General features: G+C 59.4%; 15 protein-coding genes. 11 read left to right on the top strand and 4 right to left on the bottom strand.

All coding sequences use genetic code 11. The features are described from left to right. Positions 1-13 precede the first annotated feature (13 nt). On the top strand, positions 14-1,069 hold the full coding sequence (locus PMI29_RS07505) for a tetratricopeptide repeat protein (protein ID WP_008001541.1): 1,056 nt from the start codon (positions 14-16) through the stop codon (positions 1,067-1,069). A gap of 12 nt (positions 1,070-1,081) precedes the next feature. Here PMI29_RS07505 and PMI29_RS07510 read toward each other — a convergent pair whose 3' ends face one another. The 4 genes from PMI29_RS07510 to PMI29_RS07525 form a co-directional block, all read right to left on the bottom strand. Beyond that, positions 1,082-1,459, bottom strand: coding sequence for a response regulator (locus PMI29_RS07510; RefSeq protein ID WP_007970583.1), 378 nt, complete (start codon positions 1,457-1,459; stop codon positions 1,082-1,084). A 78-nt stretch (positions 1,460-1,537) separates the two neighbouring features. Further along, the gene (locus PMI29_RS07515) at positions 1,538-2,719 is read right to left on the bottom strand and encodes a hybrid sensor histidine kinase/response regulator (RefSeq protein WP_008001539.1); all 1,182 of its coding nucleotides are present in this window, start codon (positions 2,717-2,719) and stop codon (positions 1,538-1,540) included. A gap of 82 nt (positions 2,720-2,801) precedes the next feature. Then, the gene (locus PMI29_RS07520) at positions 2,802-3,635 is read right to left on the bottom strand and encodes a CheR family methyltransferase (RefSeq protein ID WP_008001538.1); all 834 of its coding nucleotides are present in this window, start codon (positions 3,633-3,635) and stop codon (positions 2,802-2,804) included. Further along, the gene (locus tag PMI29_RS07525; RefSeq protein WP_008001536.1) at positions 3,635-7,126 is read right to left on the bottom strand and encodes a response regulator; all 3,492 of its coding nucleotides are present in this window, start codon (positions 7,124-7,126) and stop codon (positions 3,635-3,637) included. Before PMI29_RS07525 ends, PMI29_RS07520 begins: the two co-directional genes overlap by 1 nt. Positions 7,127-7,382: 256 nt before the next feature. On the opposite strand from PMI29_RS07525, the gene PMI29_RS07530 reads away from it, so the two are divergent. The 10 genes from PMI29_RS07530 to PMI29_RS07575 form a co-directional block, all read left to right on the top strand. Further along, the gene (locus PMI29_RS07530; protein WP_008001534.1) at positions 7,383-7,745 is read left to right on the top strand and encodes a response regulator; all 363 of its coding nucleotides are present in this window, start codon (positions 7,383-7,385) and stop codon (positions 7,743-7,745) included. 76 nt (positions 7,746-7,821) lie between these two features. Beyond that, a complete protein-coding gene (locus PMI29_RS07535; protein WP_008001531.1) occupies positions 7,822-9,120 on the top strand; it encodes a glycosyltransferase in 1,299 nt (432 codons plus the stop codon). Positions 9,121-9,214: 94 nt separating this feature from the next. Further along, positions 9,215-10,120, top strand: a complete 906-nt coding sequence (locus tag PMI29_RS07540) for an AraC family transcriptional regulator (RefSeq protein WP_008001529.1) — start codon at positions 9,215-9,217, stop codon at positions 10,118-10,120. Positions 10,121-10,473: 353 nt separating this feature from the next. Then, a complete protein-coding gene (locus tag PMI29_RS07545; RefSeq protein WP_008001527.1) occupies positions 10,474-11,784 on the top strand; it encodes an ABC transporter substrate-binding protein in 1,311 nt (436 codons plus the stop codon). 180 nt (positions 11,785-11,964) lie between these two features. Next, complete coding sequence (locus PMI29_RS07550) at positions 11,965-12,864, top strand: carbohydrate ABC transporter permease (RefSeq protein WP_008001525.1); 900 nt, start codon at positions 11,965-11,967, stop codon at positions 12,862-12,864. 8 nt (positions 12,865-12,872) lie between these two features. After that, positions 12,873-13,703, top strand: a complete 831-nt coding sequence (locus PMI29_RS07555; protein ID WP_008001523.1) for a carbohydrate ABC transporter permease — start codon at positions 12,873-12,875, stop codon at positions 13,701-13,703. A gap of 176 nt (positions 13,704-13,879) precedes the next feature. Further along, positions 13,880-14,983 carry an ABC transporter ATP-binding protein gene (locus PMI29_RS07560; RefSeq protein WP_033052605.1) on the top strand — a complete coding sequence of 368 codons (1,104 nt, stop codon included), beginning with the start codon at positions 13,880-13,882 and terminating at the stop codon, positions 14,981-14,983. Positions 14,984-14,999: 16 nt separating this feature from the next. After that, on the top strand, positions 15,000-16,472 hold the full coding sequence (locus PMI29_RS07565; protein ID WP_008001519.1) for a mannitol dehydrogenase family protein: 1,473 nt from the start codon (positions 15,000-15,002) through the stop codon (positions 16,470-16,472). Between the two features lie 147 nt (positions 16,473-16,619). Continuing rightward, positions 16,620-18,116, top strand: coding sequence for a xylulokinase (gene xylB / locus PMI29_RS07570; protein ID WP_008001517.1), 1,497 nt, complete (start codon positions 16,620-16,622; stop codon positions 18,114-18,116). Between the two features lie 13 nt (positions 18,117-18,129). Beyond that, a partial coding sequence (locus PMI29_RS07575; protein WP_008001515.1) for a PfkB family carbohydrate kinase occupies positions 18,130-18,553 on the top strand: 424 nt, incomplete at its 3' end.

Below are 18,553 nucleotides of genomic sequence, written 5' to 3'. Positions count from 1 at the left end.
TTCGGATTCCTGCATGCCCAAGTCCCGCCGCTATCTGTTTATCAGCGTCTTCGCCCTGCTCGTCATCGGCCTTGCGTGGTTTTCCCTGCGCGATACCACCCCGGTGGTTCCCGAAGCCATCCAGCATGGCTACAGCGAAGCGCTGGCGGCTGCCCGGGCCGGTCAACCCGGTGCCGCGCGGGTGCTTTATCAGCAATTGCGTCGTCCGGACCTGCCTCCCAAGCGTCGTGTCTGGCTGCATGCCGAGTTGCCCAATTATCCAAGCTCGGTGGCCCTGAAACTGGCGGATGCCGACTTGCAGAACGAGTCGCCCGAGGTGCGTATCGCCGCGATCAAGAGCATCAGCGGCCTGGTACCGAACGGCCAGCGCAGTTTATTGCTGGGGCCATTGCTCGACGACAGCGAACAAAACGTTCGACTGGCCGCGATCAATGCGCTGCTGGGCTTGTCCCCGGATGAACTCGGCCTGTATTTTGGGCCGCTGGAGCAAGCCATCGATGCCTGGGAGCAAGTACTCAAGAGCGAGCCGCAAAGCGCGGAAAACCAATACCAACTGGCCCGGTTGCACCTGCACAACGCCGAGCTCAAGCAAGCGCAACAGGCGCTGGACAACACCCTGCGCCTGGCGCCGGACAACCTGCCGGCGCTGGTGTTGCAAATCGAGGTGCTGGATAAACAGGGCCAGATCGACGCCGCCCGCCAGTTGTTGGCCAGGCAACTCCAGGCACAGCCCGATTCGGCCTACCTGCAACATGCGCTGGGGCTCTGGCTGCTGCATCACGAGCAAAGCGAATTCGCCCTGCTTGGCCTGTCCAAGGCCGTGGAACTTGAGCCGAACAACCGGGATTACCGCTACGACCTGGCCACCACGTTGCACGGCGAGCAGGAGCTGGAAGCGGCGCAGAAACAGTTGCAGGAAATCGTTCAGCGTCATCCGAATGACCGCAAGGCCCGGGTGTTGCTGATCAATTTCTGGAAAGAAAGCGGCCAACTGCAAAACGTACAGATCCTGTTGGCGCAACTCGAGCAGATGAACCCCGATGATCCGGCATTGCAGCAAGGGCTTTAACCCCCGACTTGCTTACGAAAGCATGTCCTGCATCAGCTCCTGTAATTTATCCAGATCGAATGGCTTGTCGAGAATCGGCGCCTTGCGCGTGATCGGGCTGTCGGTCTCACGGATTTCCTGGGCATAGCCGCTGATGAAAATCACCTTGAGTTCCGGTCGCAGCTTCACGGCGGGTTCGGCGATCTGCACGCCGGAGATGCCACCGGGCAGACGGAAGTCGGTGATCATCATGTCCAGGTGCGGTTTGCTCGCCAGGATTTCAAAAGCCTGCTCGCCGTTTTCGGCCTGCAATACGCGGTAACCCTCGCCCGACAGATAAGCGGACAGCACCATCAGAATCGAGGGATCGTCCTCGACGACGAGTACTACATCTTGTGCATCTTCGCTCATGGGGAAGCCTTTGTTCGGTCAATTGCTGCTGATACGACCGTGGTGTCGATCAGAGGTTGCGTTTCTTTGGCTGTTTTCCTACAGCGGCAGACAAACGCGAAACAAGGCGCCTTCGCCAATCCGGCTCTGGACCGTAATAGTACCGCCATGGGCGGTTACAATCTGTTCTGAAATGAACAATCCCAGGCCCAGTCCGGCGACGGCGTGTTTGGCCGATACCCGTTCGAACTGCTGGAAAATCCGCTCCTGGTTTTCCTCGCTGATGCCGATCCCCTGGTCCTGCACGTCCACCAGCGCCCGGCCCTCCTCACTGTATACCTTCACCGAGATCGGGCCCTTGGCCCCATAGCGCAAGGCGTTGGTCAACAGGTTGGAAATGACCTGTTCTATACGAAACTCGTCCCAATTTCCGATCACCGGTTGCTCGGCATCGAGTGTGACCGACGTCTCGGCAGCGTCGATCTGCCGGGAAAAATTCTGCAACAATTCCCGAACCAGCGCTGAAAGATCGAAACACGTCGGCCGAATCGACAACTTGCCGGTGCGAATGCGCGAGACATCGAGCATGTCTTCGATCAAACGTATGAGGCTTTTGATCTGCCGCTCGTCGCGGTCGACCATGGCGTGCATTTTGTCCAGGGTGAAGGCGGCTGCGTTGTCCCGGGCCAGGTGCATCTTGCGCAACTGGGTTTCAAGAATCAGGCCGTTGAGCGGCGTGCGCACTTCGTGGGCGACGATGGACATGAAGTCATCGCGCATGCGCACCGCCTGCTCCAGTTCCAGTTGGGTGTTTTGCAGCTGCTTGAGCAGGGTCTCCTGTTCGCGGCGACTGTGCTCAAGGGCCAGCACCTGTTCCTGCATCGCCTTGCTTTGGCGATACAGGTCGACGAACACATTGACCTTGCTCTTGACCGCGTAGATATCCAGCGGCTTGTGCAGGAAGTCCACGGCACCGCTTTCATAGCCCTTGAACGCGTAATTCAGTTCACGCCCGGCGGCGCTGACGAAAACGATCGGGATGTTCCTGGTTTTTTCCGTGCCACGCATCAACTCGGCCAGCTCGAAGCCATTCATGCCGGGCATCTGCACATCGAGGATGGCCAAGGCGAATTCGTGTTGCAACAGCAGTGACAAGGCTTCGTCAGCGGACAGCGCCTTGTACACGATTCGGTCCTCACGCTTGATCAGCGCTTCGAGCGCCAGCAGATTCTCCGGCAGATCGTCGACGATCAGCACTTTGGCCTGGATATTTCTTAGCATGCGATTCTTTCCAGCTCGACAAGCAAACGGTCGATGCCGCGTACAGGAAGTAGGTAGTCCGGCTGCAAGTTCGCTGCACTGTTCATGATTTTCGGTAGATCCGTTCTAGTTTGACCAGCGGCTCGAACTGATTGCCAAAGGCTGAAAAATTTGGGGTTTCCTTGCTGCCCAACACCAGGAAACCGCGATGGCAGAGGGACTCATGAAACAGCCCGAACGCCCTATCCTGAAGTTTTTTATTGAAATAAATCAATACGTTACGACATGAAATTAATTGAGTTTCGGAAAATACGCTGTCCGTTGCCAGGCTGTGATCGGCGAAGGTCACGTTCTCGCGCAGCGTCTTGTCAAAAATGGCGTACCCATAAGCGGCCGTATAGTAGTCGGCAAACGAGCGCTGGCCACCGGCCTGCTGGTAATTAGCAGTGTAGGCGCGGACATTCTCCATCGAGAAAATCCCTTGCTTGGCCTTTTCCAGTGAGCGCGGATTGATGTCGGTCGCGTAGATGATGGTTCGGTCGAGCAGGCCTTCTTCGCGTAGCAGAATGGCCATCGAATACACCTCTTCACCGGTGCTGCATCCGGCGATCCAGATCTTGATCGAAGGGTAGGTTCGCAGCAGCGGTACCACTTCCTTGCGGATGGCCAGGAAGTGCGAAGGGTCGCGAAACATCTCACTGACCGGAATGGTCAGCAATTGCAGCAGCTGCATGAAGGCGATGGGATCGTGCAGGACCTTTTCCTGCAACGCCGAGATGGTGTTGCACTCGAACTGACTCAACGCATGGTTGATCCGGCGCTTGATCGAAGCGCCGGAGTAATCGCGAAAATCGTAGCTGTACTTGAGGTAGATCGCCTCGATCAACAACCGCAATTCGATTTCGCTGTTTCGCGCCACTGAATAATTGCACTCCACTAGATACGTTCCATCTTCGGCAACCAGACACGAATCAGCGAAAACAGGCGATCCAGGTCGATGGGCTTGGCCAGGTAATCGTTGGCACCGGCCTGCCGGCAGCGTTCCTGATCGTCCTTCATGGCCTTGGCCGTCACCGCAATGATCGGCAACTTGCGCCAGCGTGGGTCCTTGCGGATTTCAACGGTGGCTTCGAAACCATCCATCTGCGGCATCATCACGTCCATCAACACCAGATCGATGTCTTGCACCTCATTCAATCGTTCAATCGCTTCACGGCCGTTGCGGCCAATGACCACGACCGCGCCCTTTTGCTCCAGCGCGCTGGTGAGGGCGAAGATGTTGCGCACATCGTCATCCACCAGCAACACCTTGCGGCCCTCGAAGACCTTGTCGCGACTGCGGGCGACCTTGAGCATCTTCTGCCGCTCATGGGACAACCGTGATTCGACTTTGTGCAGAAAAAGCGTCACCTCGTCCAGCAGCCGCTCCGGTGAGCGTGCGCCCTTGATGATGATCGAGCGCGAATACTTGCGCAGTTCGGCCTCTTCATCCCGGGTCAGGTTACGCCCGGTATAGACGATGACCGGTGGAAACGAGCAGATGTCTTCGGTGGACATGCGCTTGAGCAGGTCATTGCCGAGCATGTCCGGCAGCTTGAGGTCGATGATCATGCAATCGAAAACGCAAGCCCGCAGCAGGTCCAGTGCCTCCTGCGCAAGGCCAACGGCGGTGATCTCGATGTCATCGTCGCCGATCAGGCGGGCAATGCTGTCGCGTTGCAAATCGTCATCTTCGACCAGCAGCACGCGTTTGACCTTCTGGGTCAGCTTGGCCTCAAGGCGGCCGAACACGTCCTTGAGTTCTTCGCGGGTGGTCGGTTTGACCGCATAGCCAATGGCGCCCATGTGCATCGCCGCTTCAACCCGGTCCTCGACCGAAATCACATGCACCGGGATGTGCCGGGTTTCGGCGTGCTCCTTCAAACGTTGCAGCACGGTCAGGCCGGAATGATCCGGAAGGCGCATGTCCAGCAGGATTGCATCGGGAATGAACGTCTTGGCCAGGTCATAACCTTCGTCTGCGCCATGGGCCACCAGGCACTGATAACCCAGTTCATGGGCAAGATCGTAGAGGATGTGCGCAAAGTTGGCCTCATCCTCCACCACTAGAATGCAGCGGCCGGTGAACGGGCCGTTGTGGCGATCGTCGTCGAAACGCGGAATGTCGACGTCGGCAATCAGTGGCGACAACGTGGGCGGCGATACACTCGGTGCAGCCGTCACAGGAACGGCTCGCATCGGTTCGACAGGCACTTCGCCCGGTTCCACGTACTGCTGCGGCAAGACCAGTGTAAACGCACTGCCCTGCCCCGGCGTGCTGGTCACGCTGATGGAGCCGCCGAGCAAGGCTGCCAGATCACGGGAGATCGACAAACCCAGCCCGGTGCCGCCGTAACGCCGATTGGTGGTGCCATCGGCCTGACGGAACGCTTCGAAGATGCTTTCGTGCTGATCCGCCGTTATGCCGATACCGGAATCGCGGACGGTAAACGCAATGCCCTCGTTTGGCGCCATGGCGACAAGCAGGCTGACGCTGCCCTTTTCGGTGAACTTCACGGCGTTGGACAACAGGTTCTTGAGGACCTGCTCCAGGCGCTGGCGGTCGGTGAACAGCATCAGCGGCGCGCCTTCCTGCATATTCACCTGGAAATCCAGCTGCTTGTCCGTGGCCAATGGCTGGAACAGACCGCGCAGGCCCTCCACCAGGCGTGCCACGCTGGTGTTCTCCGGGCGGATTTCCAGCTTGCCGGCCTCGACTTTGGAAATGTCCAGAATGTCGTTGATCAGGTTGAGCAAATCATTGCCGGCGGAGTAGATCGATTCGGCGAACTTGACCTGCTCGGCGCTGAGGTTTCCCTCCGGGTTTTCCGCCAGCAGCCTGGCCAGGATCAAGGAGCTGTTCAGCGGCGTGCGCAGCTCGTGGGACATGTTGGCGAGGAACTCGGACTTGTACTTGCTTGAGCGCTGCAACTCTTCAGCGCGCTCTTCGAGCTGGATCCGGGCCTGATTGAGTTCGGCATTTTTCAGGTCCATGGCATCGCGTTGCCCGGCCAGTGCTTCAGCCTGCTCGGCGAGTTGTTCGTTGGTCTGCTCCAGCTCCACCTGCTGGGTTTGCAGGTGCGCCTGGGACTCCTTGAGAATCCGCGACTGTTCTTCGAGCTCTTCGTTGGCGGTCTTGAGTTCTTCCTGCTGCACTTGCAGCTCTTCATTGAGCTGCTGGGTTTCAGCCAGCACATCCTGCAAGCGCTGGCGATAACGTGCGGCCTCGATGGACGTGCCGATATTGCTGGCAATCAACTCCAGCAACGCGACATCGCGGTCAGTCAGCGGACGCAGGAAACCCAACTCGATCACGCCATTGACCCGGTCGTCGTCGCGGGTTGGCACCACCAGCACACTGCGCGGCAAACCTTCGCCGAGGCCGGAGCTGACCTTGAAATAATCACCCGGCACCTCGTCCAGGCGAATCAGTCGTGCCTGTTGCGCCACCTGGCCGACAATGCCTTCGTCGCTGTAAATCTGCTGCTCGCGATCTTCCTGCTCACGGGAGAAGCCGTAGGTGGCGATGCGCTTGAGGCCGCCCTGTTCTTCCCGAACATAAATGGCCGCCACGGCGGTGCCGAGGTACTGCGCGCAAAATTGCAGGATGTTGCGACCCAGCATGTTCAGGCTCAATTGCCCCAGCACTTGCTCGGCCAGTTCGGTCTGGCCGTTGCGCAGCCAGGCCTGCTGCTCCAGACGATGGGCGCTGGCCTGCTGGGCGGCAAGGTTGACGCTGTAGTTCTGCGACAGAGTCAACAAATCGCGGCGCCCGACATACGCCAGCAACCCGCTGACCCCGGCAATGAACAACAGGTAGAGGCTGATGCTCATGACCGTGGTACGTCGCACTTCATCATTGCGCGATGTGCGCAATTGTTGTTCGGCGTCGATCACTTCCTCGAACTGCTTGCGAATTTCATCGGTCAGTCGCTTGCCACGTCCGGCCTTGACCACGGCGCGAAAGTCACCGCTGCTGCGCTGCAAATCGATCAGCGATTGCGCGTATTGGGCCCACTCCTGCTGCAAGGCCTGCAACCGCAACAAGCGGTCGGTCTGCACCGGGTTATCGGCGGTCAGCTCGAGCAACGTGTTGAGGGCCACGGCGATGCGCGGCTTGGCGGTTTCGTAGGGATCGAGGAAATGTTCGTCACCACTGAGCAGAAAACCGCGCATCCCGGTTTCCAGGTCCACGGTCAGCTTGACCGCGTCATTGGCGTTATTGATCACCCGGTCGGTGTGTTGCACCCACTGGATCGTCGACAGTAAATAGCTGATCAGCGACACGAAGAACACTGCACTGATGAGGCCCAGACCCAAGGGCAGGCTGATGTTACGGCTCAGGAGTTTACGAAATCGTTGCTCATCAACCGAGGACACAGGGGTCATGGGGCAGGCCTTGTAGAACTGTCAGAGTGCAAGGAGTTTGCCCCAAAAATGGCACGTTGATCCATTTTTCTGACGTGTTTTTGCGCAGGGTCCTACATTCCGCTGCGCCCCCCAAAGCAGCGGGTTATCCTTGCCTGACCTGCGCGGCCATTCTTTTTTCATCGCGCTGGGAACTTGTCGGGATCCGTCACTTACTCATGCAAGAGACCGGTGATTCCGAGCGACCGGCAACGCCAATTTTTTCGGGAATCTCACTATGTTATCTGCCAACGCCTCCACCATCCTCGTCGTCGAAGACGATGCCATCGTGCGCATGCTGATCGTCGACGTACTGGAGGAGTTGGAATACATCGTGCTTGAAGCCGATGGCAGCGAACAGGCACTGGAGCAGCTCAAGGACTTGAACCAGCACATTGACCTGATGATGACCGATGTGGGCCTGCCGATCATGGACGGCCGCGAACTGGCCAATCAAGCACGTGCTTTGCGTCCAGCCCTTCCGGTCCTGTTTGCCAGCGGCTATGCCGATAACATCGAAGTGCCTCAAGGCATGCACTTGATCGGCAAACCGTTCTCCATCGATCAGTTGCGTGACAAGGTTAGAAGCATTCTCGGCTAACCCTGGGTCTTGCTGTGGTTTAATGCGCCCCCGTTTTTCTTACCTGCCCTGTATCCGCTTCAAGGAATTCCCGTCAATGATTGAGCCCCACGCAACCAAAGTCCTGGTCATTGGTTACGTCTGGCCCGAACCCCGCTCTTCGGCGGCCAGTGGGCATGTCATGCAAATTCTCGAGGTTTTCCTGCAACAAGGCTGGGATATCACGTTCAGCAGCCCGGCGGGCTTCGGCGAACAACGCGCAGACCTGACGGCGCTGGGTATTCGCGAAGTACCTATCGAGCTGAACAACAGCAGTTTCGACGCATTCATCAGCGAACTGGCACCGGACATCGTGTTGTTCGATCAATTCATGATGGAGGAACAGTTCGGCTGGCGGGTCGAGAAGTATTGCCCCGATGCCTTGCGCGTGCTCGAAAGCTGCGACCTGCAAAGCCTCAGGCATGGGCGGCAGCAGCGCCTCAAGGAGCGCTTGAAGGCCAGTGAGGACAACAATGACTTCAACGACCTGTTCGCCCCGGCGTCGCGCGACGAATTTGAACACATGGCCAATACCGATCTGGCGAAGCGCGAGATTGCCTCATTTTATCGTTGTGATTTGACGCTGATGGTTTCCGAGGTGGAAATCGAATTGCTGGTCGAGCAGTTCAGGTTTCCACGCAACCTGTTGCACTGGTGCCCGTTGATGGTCGAGCTTGCAGCCAGTGCGCCGGTAGCGTTCGAAGACCGGGCACATTTTCTTCATATCGGTAACTTTCGCCATGCGCCCAACTGGGATGCGGTGCTCTGGCTGAAAACCGCGATCTGGCCGCTGATTCGCGAGCAATTGCCCGGCGCTCAATTGCATATCTATGGTGCGTACACACCACCCAAGGCGACGGCCTTGCATAACCCGGCACACGGCTTTCATGTGATGAACTGGGCAGAGGACGCCCTGCAAGTCATGTCGTCGGCCCGGGTGTGTATGGCACCTCTGCGTTTTGGCGCGGGAATCAAAGGCAAGATTGTCGATGCGATGCTCTGTGGCACACCGAATGTGACGACGCCAGTCGGTGCAGAGGCGATGCACGGCGAAGAGGCATGGCCCGGTGCAGTGACCCGTTCGGCACGCGAGTTCGCCGATCATGCCGTGCAACTGCACAACGACAAGACGCGTTGGCTCCACGCCCAGGCGCACGCGCAAACCCTGCTTGCCAGCCGTTACCGGAAATCCGTTCATGGCCCGGCCTTGATCCAGCGGCTCGTCGAATGCCAACGGGATCTGGCCAACATCAGACGAGATAACTTTACCGGCAGCATGCTGCGTCATCACCAGCACAAGAGCACTCAATACATGGCGCAATGGATCGAGGCGAAGAACCGGCTTAATCAGGAATAGCGCGCCTTGCAGGAGCAGGCACTCAACCGGTAGTAGCGTTATCCCTCAGTCAAGAGGCATGATCAGGACGGAATAACAACACAAGCGCCCTGACATGACCCGCCCCGCCAGAGTCACCGATCCTTCCTATGAACTGATGGACGACCACAATGGCTTGTCCATCATCTACCGCCAGCACGGTTTTCCCAGCCCGCTGGTGCGCTGGCATTTCCACAAGGAATACGAGCTGCACCTGATCGTCGCCAGCTCCGGCAAGGTGTTCATTGGCGATTACATCGGCAACTTCTATCCGCAATCCCTGTTCCTGACCGGCCCCAATCTGCCCCACAACTGGATCAGCCAGGTGGCCGAGGACGAAGTGGTGCCCAAGCGCGACATGCTGGTCAATTTCACCGACGAGTTGTTCGACAGCGGCTATCAGGTATTCGCCGAGCTCAAGACCCTGGCACCGCTGCTCGAACGCGCACAGTACGGTATTGAGTTTCGCTGCAAGCACACCATCGCCCGGGCCATGGACTTGATGCAGCGCATTGCCGATACCAGCGGCGCCACCCGGCTCGGGCACTTTTTCATTCTGCTGGAGTTGCTCGCGGCCTCCGACGATTACCAATTGCTCTCCGGCGCCACCGCTCCACAACTGGCCGACGAACACAACATCGATCGCACCAACCGCGCGGTGGATTACATCTTCGCCCATTACGCCCGGGATTTGCCGCTGGAAGAAGTCGCCGAACACCTGGGCATGAAGCCCACGTATTTCAGCCGCGTATTCAAGCAGGCCACCGGGCGCAATTTCATCGAATTCGTCAATCGCCTGCGCATCAGCAAATCCTGCGAGTTGCTCGCCGATGGCGACAAACCGGTCACTGACGTGTGCTTCGAATCGGGCTTCAACAATATTTCCAACTTCAACCGGCGCTTTCAGCAGCTCAAGGGCATGACGCCTTCGCATTACCGGCGTTTGGTGGTGCAGCGACTCACCGAGCAAAACCTCGGCTAGATGCGATCAAATGTGGGAGCGGGCTTGCTCGCGAAAGCGGTGTGTCAGGCAACATTTCTCAACCTGAGACTCCGCTTTCGTCGGATCGCCGCCCGGAGCAAGCCCGCTCCCACAAGTACAGCGCCAAGCCTTGAAACCTGTACGGTTTCAATACTGCCCCATCGCTGAAACCCCCTTCCTTGCGTTTACCCCCCTAAAGTCCAGTGCAAAAAAGTATCAATTAAAGTGCGATGGATGATTTGTCTCGCCCTCCAATGAAGGTTGTAATCAGTGCACATTCTTCCTGCCTTCGGAAGACACAAAAACAATAACTGTCCTTCTGTAACCCGCCGGGTGCAGAAAAGGAGTGCACGATGCAACCTTCGGTAAAAGCTCTGCTTGCCCTCACCTGCATGACCCTCAGCGGCGTCAGCCTTGGCGCCCAGACCCTGACCATCGCCACCGTCAATAACAGCGACATGATCCGCATGCAGAAGCTCTCGAAAACCTTCGAGGCCGAGCACCCGGACATCAAGCTCAATTGGGTGGTGCTCGAGGAAAACGTCCTGCGCCAGCGCCTGACCACCGACATCGCCACCCAGGGCGGGCAGTTCGACGTGCTGACCATCGGCATGTACGAAGCCGCACTCTGGGGCGCCAAGGGCTGGCTGGAGCCGATGAAGGATTTGCCGGCCGCCTATGCCCTCGACGACGTGTTTCCATCGGTGCGTGAAGGCCTGTCGGTGAAGGGGTCGCTGTATGCCCTGCCGTTCTACGCCGAAAGCTCGATTACCTATTACCGTACCGATCTGTTCAAGGACGCCGGCCTGGACATGCCCGAGCGCCCGACCTGGGAGCAGATCGGTGAGTTCGCCGCCAAACTGAACAAACCCGGGCAGGAACAGTACGGCATCTGCCTGCGCGGCAAGGCCGGTTGGGGCGAGAACATGGCACTGGTCACCACCGTCGCCAACGCCTATGGCGCGCGCTGGTTCGATGAGAAGTGGCAGCCGGAATTCAACGGCCCCGAGTGGAAAAACGCGCTGAACTTCTACGTCGACACCATGAAGAAATCCGGCCCGCCGGGTGCGTCGAGCAATGGTTTCAATGAAAACCTGGCGTTGTTCAACAGCGGTAAATGCGCGATCTGGGTCGACGCCAGCGTCGCCGGCTCGTTCGTCACCGACAAGGCCCAGAGCAAGGTTGCCGATCACGTCGGCTTCACCTATGCGCCGCACCAGGTTACTGACAAGGGCTCGGCCTGGTTGTACTCCTGGGCGCTGGCCATTCCGACCAGCTCCAAAGCCAAGGACGCCGCGAAAACCTTCAGCGCCTGGGCCACCTCCAGGGAATACAGCGCACTGGTCGCGGAAAAGGACGGCATCGCCAACGTGCCGCCGGGCACCCGGGCCTCGACCTACAGTGAGGCGTACTTGAGTGCGGCGCCATTCGCCAAGGTTACGCTGGAATCGCTCAAGGCCGCGGACCCGGGCAAGCCGGGTGCCAGACCGGTGCCTTACATCGGTATTCAGTTGGTGACCATTCCCGAGTTCCAGGGCATTGGTACCCAGGTCGGCAAGTCCTTCTCTGCGGCGCTGATCGGCCAGACTACGGTCGACCAGGCCCTGGCGGCGGCCCAGCAAACCACTGAACGCGAAATGAAGCGCGCGGGTTATCCCAAGTAACCCGCACCAGCCTGCTCCTGCTTACTGTGGGAGCGAGCTTGCTCGCGATGAGGCCGTCAAATTCAACATTTGTATCGACTGACAGTCCGCTATCGCGAGCAAGCTCGCTCCCACAATTGATCTTCATTGCCTGTACCCAATCGGTTTAACGCCATGAATACATCAACTGTCAAAGCTCACATGGACATTGTCCAACCGCAACACAAAAGCCGCGTAGCCAATCCCGGCTGGTTTCTGGTCAGCCCTTCGGTGGCACTGCTGCTGTTGTGGATGATCGTGCCGCTGGGCATGACCCTCTACTTCTCGATGATCCGCTACAACCTGCTCAACCCCGGCGAAAACGAATTTGTCGGCATCGAGAACTTCACCTACTTCCTGACGGACTCGGGCTTCCTGCCCGGCGCCACCAACACCCTGTTGCTGGTGGGCAGCGTGCTACTGATCAGTGTGGTGTTCGGCGTGCTGATCAGTGCATTGCTGGAGGCCAGTGAGTTTCTCGGTCGCGGCATCGTCAGGGTCATGCTGATCTCGCCGTTCTTCATCATGCCCACGGTGGGCGCACTGATCTGGAAAAACCTGATTTTCCATCCGGTGTCGGGGATTCTCGCCTACGTCTGGAAGCTGTTCGGCGCGCAACCGGTGGACTGGCTGGCGCACTACCCGCTGCTGTCGATCATCATCATTGTCTCGTGGCAATGGCTGCCCTTCGCAATCCTGATCCTGATGACCGCCATGCAGTCCCTCGACCAGGAACAGAAAGAAGCCGCACGCCTGGACGGGGCCGGGCCTGTCGCCATCTTCTGGCACCTGACCCTGCCACACCTGGCGCGGCCGATTGCGGTGGTGGTGATGATCGAAACCATCTTCCTGCTCTCGGTTTTCGCCGAAATCTTCACCACCACCAACGGCGGCCCCGGCTACGCCTCGACCAACCTTGCGTACCTGATCTACAACCAGGCGCTGGTGCAGTTCGACGTCGGCATGGCCTCGGCGGGCGGCTTGATCGCCGTGGTCATCGCCAACATCGCCGCGATCATCCTGGTGCGGATGATCGGCAAAAACCTGACCGACAAAGCCTGAGGCCTGCCATGACTCTTCAACAAACCCGTCGCCTGCAAAGCCTGCTGCTCGGCACGTTGGCCTGGGCCATCGCGATCCTGATTTTCTTCCCGATTTTCTGGATGGTCATGACCAGTTTCAAGACCGAAATCGATGCCTTCGCCACGCCGCCGCAATTCATCTTCATGCCGACGCTGGAGAACTACCTGCACATCAACGAGCGCAGTGACTATTTCAGCTTCGCCTGGAACTCGGTGGTGATTTCCTTCAGCGCCACGGCCCTGTGCCTGCTGATCGCGGTGCCGGCGGCCTATTCCATGGCGTTCTACGAAACCCAGCGCACCAAAGGCACGCTGCTGTGGATGCTCTCGACCAAGATGCTGCCGCCGGTGGGCGTGCTGATGCCGATCTACCTGCTGGCCAAGAGTTTCGGCCTGCTCGACACGCGGATTGCGTTGATCGTGATCTACACGCTGATCAACCTGCCGATCGTGGTCTGGATGATTTACACCTACTTCAAGGACATCCCCAAGGACATCCTCGAGGCCGCACGCCTGGACGGCGCAACGCTGGCGCAGGAAATGCTCCGGGTGCTGCTGCCGATCGCCAAGGGCGGCCTGGCGTCCACGGTGCTGCTGTCGCTGATCCTGTGCTGGAACGAGGCGTTCTGGTCGCTGAACCTGACCTCGTCGAAAGCCGCGCCACTGACCGCGTTGATCGCCTCCTATTCAAGCCCCGAAGGGCTGTTCTGGGCCAAGTTGTCGGCGGTCTCGACCCTGGCCTGCGCACCGATCCTGATCTTCGGCTGGATCAGCCAGAAACAACTGGTGCGCGGCCTGTCGTTCGGTGCCGTGAAATGAAAGCCCCCTGACCGAATGCAATTCCTGTAGGAGCGAGCTTGCTCGCGATGGACGTGAACGATAACGCGGGTCGTCAGGAAAAACGCGTCGCCTGCCAGTTTTTCGCGAGCAAGCTCGCTCCTACAGAAAAGCCTGCCCGGCTCAATCTGAATAAAAACAACCGGAGGCCCATCACCATGGCCAACCTGAAAATCAAGAATCTGCAAAAAGGCTTCGAAGGCTTTTCCATCATCAAGGGCATTGACCTTGAAGTTAACGACAAGGAATTCGTGGTCTTCGTCGGCCCGTCGGGCTGCGGTAAATCCACGCTGCTGCGGCTGATCGCGGGGCTCGAAGAAGTCAGCGGAGGCACCATCGAACTCGATGGCCGCGACATCACCGAAGTGAGCCCGGCCAAGCGCGACCTGGCGATGGTGTTCCAGACCTACGCCCTGTACCCGCACATGAGCGTGCGCAAAAACATGTCGTTCGCCTTGGACCTGGCTGGCGTAGCGAAAGCCGAAGTGGAGAAAAAAGTCAGCGAAGCGGCGCGCATCCTCGAGTTGGGGCCGATGCTGGAGCGCAAACCCAAGCAACTGTCCGGCGGCCAGCGCCAACGTGTGGCGATCGGCCGGGCCATCGTGCGCAACCCGAAAATCTTCCTGTTCGACGAACCGTTGTCCAACCTCGACGCTGCCCTGCGGGTGCAGATGCGTCTGGAACTGTTGCGCCTGCACAAAGAACTGCAAGCCACGATGATCTACGTGACTCACGATCAGGTCGAAGCGATGACCATGGCCGACAAAGTCGTCGTACTCAGTGGCGGCAAGATCGAGCAAGTCGGCTCGCCACTGGATCTTTATCACCAGCCTGCGAACCTGTTCGTCGCCGGTTTCCTGGGCACGCCGAAAATGGGCTTCCTCAAGGGCAAGGTCAGCCGCGTCGACAGTCAGGGCTGTGAAGTGCAACTGGACGCCGGAACCCGCATCAACCTGCCCTTGAGCGGATCCCATCTGAGCGTCGGGGGTGCGGTGACGCTGGGCATTCGCCCGGAGCATCTGGAACTGGCCAAACCGGGTGACTGCACCCTGCAGGTCACCGCCGATGTCAGCGAGCGCCTGGGCAGCGACACGTTCTGCCACGTCCTGACTTCGTCCGGTGAAGCCCTGACCATGCGCGTTCGCGGCGATCTGGCCAGCCGCTACGGCGAGACCCTGAGCCTGCACCTGGACGCGCAACACTGCCATTTATTCGATGCCGACGGCGTGGCGTTGACCCGCCCATTGCGCGTTGCTGCCTGATTTCAGAGAGCCTGCGATGAAACTGAACAAACAGAACCTCAACCGCCTCGCTCCCGAAGTGGTCCTGCCCGCCTACGCGTTGGGCGATACCCGCCAAGGCATCGCGCACATCGGCGTCGGTGGTTTCCATCGCGCCCATCAGGCGTTTTACACCGATGCACTGATGAACACCGGAGAAGGCCTGGACTGGGCAATCTGTGGTGTCGGCCTGCGCGCCGAGGACCGCCGCGCCCGTGACGATCTCAAGGATCAGGACTACCTGTTCACCCTGTTCGAACTCGGCGATAGCGACGCCACCGAAGTGCGGGTGATCGGCGCCCTTCGCGACATGCTGCTGGCCGAGGACGATGCCCGGGCGTTGATCGACAAGCTGGCCAGTCCCGAGATCCGCATCGTCTCGCTGACCATTACCGAAGGCGGTTACTGCATCGACGACAGCAACGGCGAGTTCATGGCGTACTTGCCGCAGATCCAGCATGACCTGGCGCACCCCGACACCCCGAAAACCGTGTTCGGCTTTCTCTGTGCTGCACTGGCCAGGCGCCGCGCGGCTGGCACAGTGGCCTTCACCCTGATGTCCTGCGATAACCTGCCACACAACGGCGCCGTCACCCGCAAGGCGCTGCTGGCCTTCGCCGCCTTGCTTGACAGCGAATTGCGCGACTGGATCGACGCCAACGTCAGCTTCCCCAACGCCATGGTCGATCGCATCACGCCGATGACCAGCACCCGGCACCGACTGCAACTGGCGGACCAGCATGGGCTGGACGATGCCTGGCCGGTGGTCTGCGAACCTTTTGTGCAATGGGTGCTGGAAGACAAGTTCGTCAACGGGCGCCCGGCCTGGGAAAAGGTCGGCGTGCAATTCACCGATGACGTCACGCCCTACGAAGAAATGAAGATCAAGCTGCTCAACGGCAGTCATCTGGCGCTGACGTACCTGGGATTCCTGAAGGGTTACCGCTTCGTCCACGAGACCATGAACGACCCGTTGTTCGTACGCTACATACACGCCTACATGGACCTGGACGTGACGCCGCAACTGGCCCCGGTGCCTGGAATCGACCTGAGCGAGTACAAGAACACCCTGGTGGCGCGTTTCTCCAACCAGGCGATCGCCGATCAGCTTGAAAGGGTGTGTTCGGACGGCTCGTCGAAGTTTCCGAAATTCACCGTACCGACCATCAACCGCCTGATCGCCGAAGGCCGCGAGACCAAGCGTGCGGCGTTGGTGGTGGCGGCATGGGCGTTGTACCTCAAAGGCGTGGATGAGAATGGCGAGACCTACTCGATTGCGGACCCGCGTGCAGCGTTCTGCCAGGCGTTGGTGGTCGATGATGTGCTGATTGCCCAGCGGTTGCTGGCGGTCGAGGAGATTTTTGGTACGGCGATTGCGCGCTCGCCGGAGTTTGTCGCGGCGTTCGAGTGGTGTTGCAACAGTTTGCGGGAGGTGGGGGTGTCGCGGACGCTGGAGCGGGTGTTGGCGTAAGGTCGGTGGCGTAACAACTGCCGTCATCGCGAGCAGGCTCGCTCCCACATTGGAAATTCATTGAACACAACATGTGTGTCCTCTGAAGATCTCCTGTAGGAGCGAGCCTGCTCGCGATGAGGGTTCACGGATATCGAAGGATCTTGCATGACAACCCAACCACTATTCCTCGGCATCGACTGCGGCACCCAGGGCACCAAAGCCATCATCCTCGACGCGGCCAGTGGTGAAGTGCTCGGCCAGGGAGCGGCCAGCCACAGACTGATCAGCGCTGCCAATGGCCGCCGTGAACAGGACACACAGCAGTGGCTGGAAGCCTTTGCTACGGCCACCCGCCGCGCGTTGCTCGCGGCTAAAGTCGATGGCCGGTCGATCCTCGGCATCGGCGTATCCGGCCAGCAACATGGCCTGGTGCTGCTCGACGATCTGGGCAAGGTGCTGCGTCCGGCCAAACTCTGGTGCGACACCGAAACCACCCCGGAGAATGACCGACTGCTGGCCCACGTGGGTGGCGAAAAGGGTTCGCTGGAACGCCTCGGCGTGGTCATTGCGCCGGGCTATACCGTATCCAAACTGCTCTGGACCAAAGAACAACATCCCGAGGTGTTTTCCCGGATCGCCCGCATTCTGCTACCCCACGACTACCTCAACCATTGGCTCACCGGCCGCAGTTGCAGCGATTACGGGGATGCCTCGGGCACCGGGTATTTCAATGTGCGTACGCGCCAGTGGGATTTGCAATTGCTGCGTGACATCGACCCGAGCGGACGCCTGCAAGCCGCGCTGCCGGAGCTGATCGATGCCCACCAGGCGGTCGGCACGATTCTGCCGGGGATTGCCGAACACTTGGGCATCAACCCGCGGGCGCTGGTCTCCAGTGGCGGCGGCGACAACATGATGGGGGCCATTGGCACCGGTAACATCCAGCCAGGTGCTATCACCATGAGCCTCGGCTCGTCGGGCACGGTGTACGCCTATTCAGACAGGCCAAACGTCGCCGCGGAGGCTGCGGTTGCCACCTTCTGTTCATCCAGTGGCGGCTGGCTGCCATTGATCTGCACCATGAACCTGACCAATGCCACCGGCCTGATTCGCGACCTGCTGGACCTCGACATCGATCAGTTCAATGAGCTCGTTGCCAAAGCGCCGATCGGTGCCGAAGGTGTGAGCATGCTGCCGTTCTTCAACGGCGAGCGGGTGCCCGCCCTGCCCCATGCCAGCGGCAGCCTGTCGGGCCTGACCATGACCAACCTGACCCGGGCCAACCTGTGCCGCGCTGTGGTCGAAGGCACGACGTTCGGCTTGCGTTACGGACTGGACCTGCTACGCCGCAATGGCTTACAAAGCCGCAGCATTTGCCTGATCGGCGGTGGCTCGAAAAGCGCGGTCTGGCGGCAGATTGTCGCCGACACCATGAACACGCCCGTGATCTGCACTGAACAAAGTGAGGCCGCGGCCCTCGGTGCAGCGATTCAGGCGGCCTGGTGCTTATCCTGGGAAAACGGGCACGAACACAGTCTGGCGGACTTGTGCGAGCGCTGCGTGAAACTCGACCCGGCCAGTGAAACCCTGCCGGTGGCCGACAATGTGCAAGCCTGTCAGCAGGCTTATGAACGCTATCAACGGCATGTCGCAACCCTTTAAAGAGTGAACAACTATGTACCTGGTGTGTGGCGAAGCGCTGTTCGATTTTTTCAGTGAAAACGACGCCAGCGGTCTGGCTTCCAAAGTGAATTTCAAGGCCATTGCCGGTGGCTCGCCGTTCAACGTGGCGGTGGGCTTGCGCCGGTTGGGCGTGGACGCGGCGCTGTTGGCCGGGTTGTCCACCGACTACCTGGGCCGGCGCCTGTTGCAAGTGCTGCAGGATGAAGGCGTGTGCCAGGACTACCTGCTGGATTTCGCCGCGCCGACCACCCTGGCGATGGTCGCGGTCGGGGCCAATGGTTCGCCGCAGTACAGCTTCCGTGGCGAAGGCTGCGCGGATCGACAATTGCAACCGGAGCACCTGCCGGCACTCGGGCCTGAGGTACGCGGCCTGCATATCGGCTCGTTTTCCCTGGTGGTGCAGCCGATTGCCGACA

Source organism: Pseudomonas sp. GM49, assembly GCF_000282355.1.
GTDB lineage: Bacteria > Pseudomonadota > Gammaproteobacteria > Pseudomonadales > Pseudomonadaceae > Aquipseudomonas.
Note: the sequence above shows the minus strand (reverse complement) of the source record. Positions and strands in the feature narration are given on the sequence as shown.

What these genes read in the sequence shown, in the direction of transcription:
- PMI29_RS07505 (WP_008001541.1), top strand. Translation starts at nt 14, where the DNA reads ATGCCCAAGTCCCGCCGCTATCTGTTTATCAGCGTCTTCGCCCTGCTC.
- PMI29_RS07510 (WP_007970583.1), bottom strand. Translation starts at nt 1,459, where the DNA reads ATGAGCGAAGATGCACAAGATGTAGTACTCGTCGTCGAGGACGATCCC.
- PMI29_RS07515 (WP_008001539.1), bottom strand. Translation starts at nt 2,719, where the DNA reads ATGCTAAGAAATATCCAGGCCAAAGTGCTGATCGTCGACGATCTGCCG.
- PMI29_RS07525 (WP_008001536.1), bottom strand. Translation starts at nt 7,126, where the DNA reads ATGACCCCTGTGTCCTCGGTTGATGAGCAACGATTTCGTAAACTCCTG.
- PMI29_RS07530 (WP_008001534.1), top strand. Translation starts at nt 7,383, where the DNA reads ATGTTATCTGCCAACGCCTCCACCATCCTCGTCGTCGAAGACGATGCC.
- PMI29_RS07535 (WP_008001531.1), top strand. Translation starts at nt 7,822, where the DNA reads ATGATTGAGCCCCACGCAACCAAAGTCCTGGTCATTGGTTACGTCTGG.
- PMI29_RS07540 (WP_008001529.1), top strand. Translation starts at nt 9,215, where the DNA reads ATGACCCGCCCCGCCAGAGTCACCGATCCTTCCTATGAACTGATGGAC.
- PMI29_RS07545 (WP_008001527.1), top strand. Translation starts at nt 10,474, where the DNA reads ATGCAACCTTCGGTAAAAGCTCTGCTTGCCCTCACCTGCATGACCCTC.
- PMI29_RS07550 (WP_008001525.1), top strand. Translation starts at nt 11,965, where the DNA reads ATGGACATTGTCCAACCGCAACACAAAAGCCGCGTAGCCAATCCCGGC.
- PMI29_RS07555 (WP_008001523.1), top strand. Translation starts at nt 12,873, where the DNA reads ATGACTCTTCAACAAACCCGTCGCCTGCAAAGCCTGCTGCTCGGCACG.
- PMI29_RS07560 (WP_033052605.1), top strand. Translation starts at nt 13,880, where the DNA reads ATGGCCAACCTGAAAATCAAGAATCTGCAAAAAGGCTTCGAAGGCTTT.
- PMI29_RS07565 (WP_008001519.1), top strand. Translation starts at nt 15,000, where the DNA reads ATGAAACTGAACAAACAGAACCTCAACCGCCTCGCTCCCGAAGTGGTC.
- xylB (WP_008001517.1), top strand. Translation starts at nt 16,620, where the DNA reads ATGACAACCCAACCACTATTCCTCGGCATCGACTGCGGCACCCAGGGC.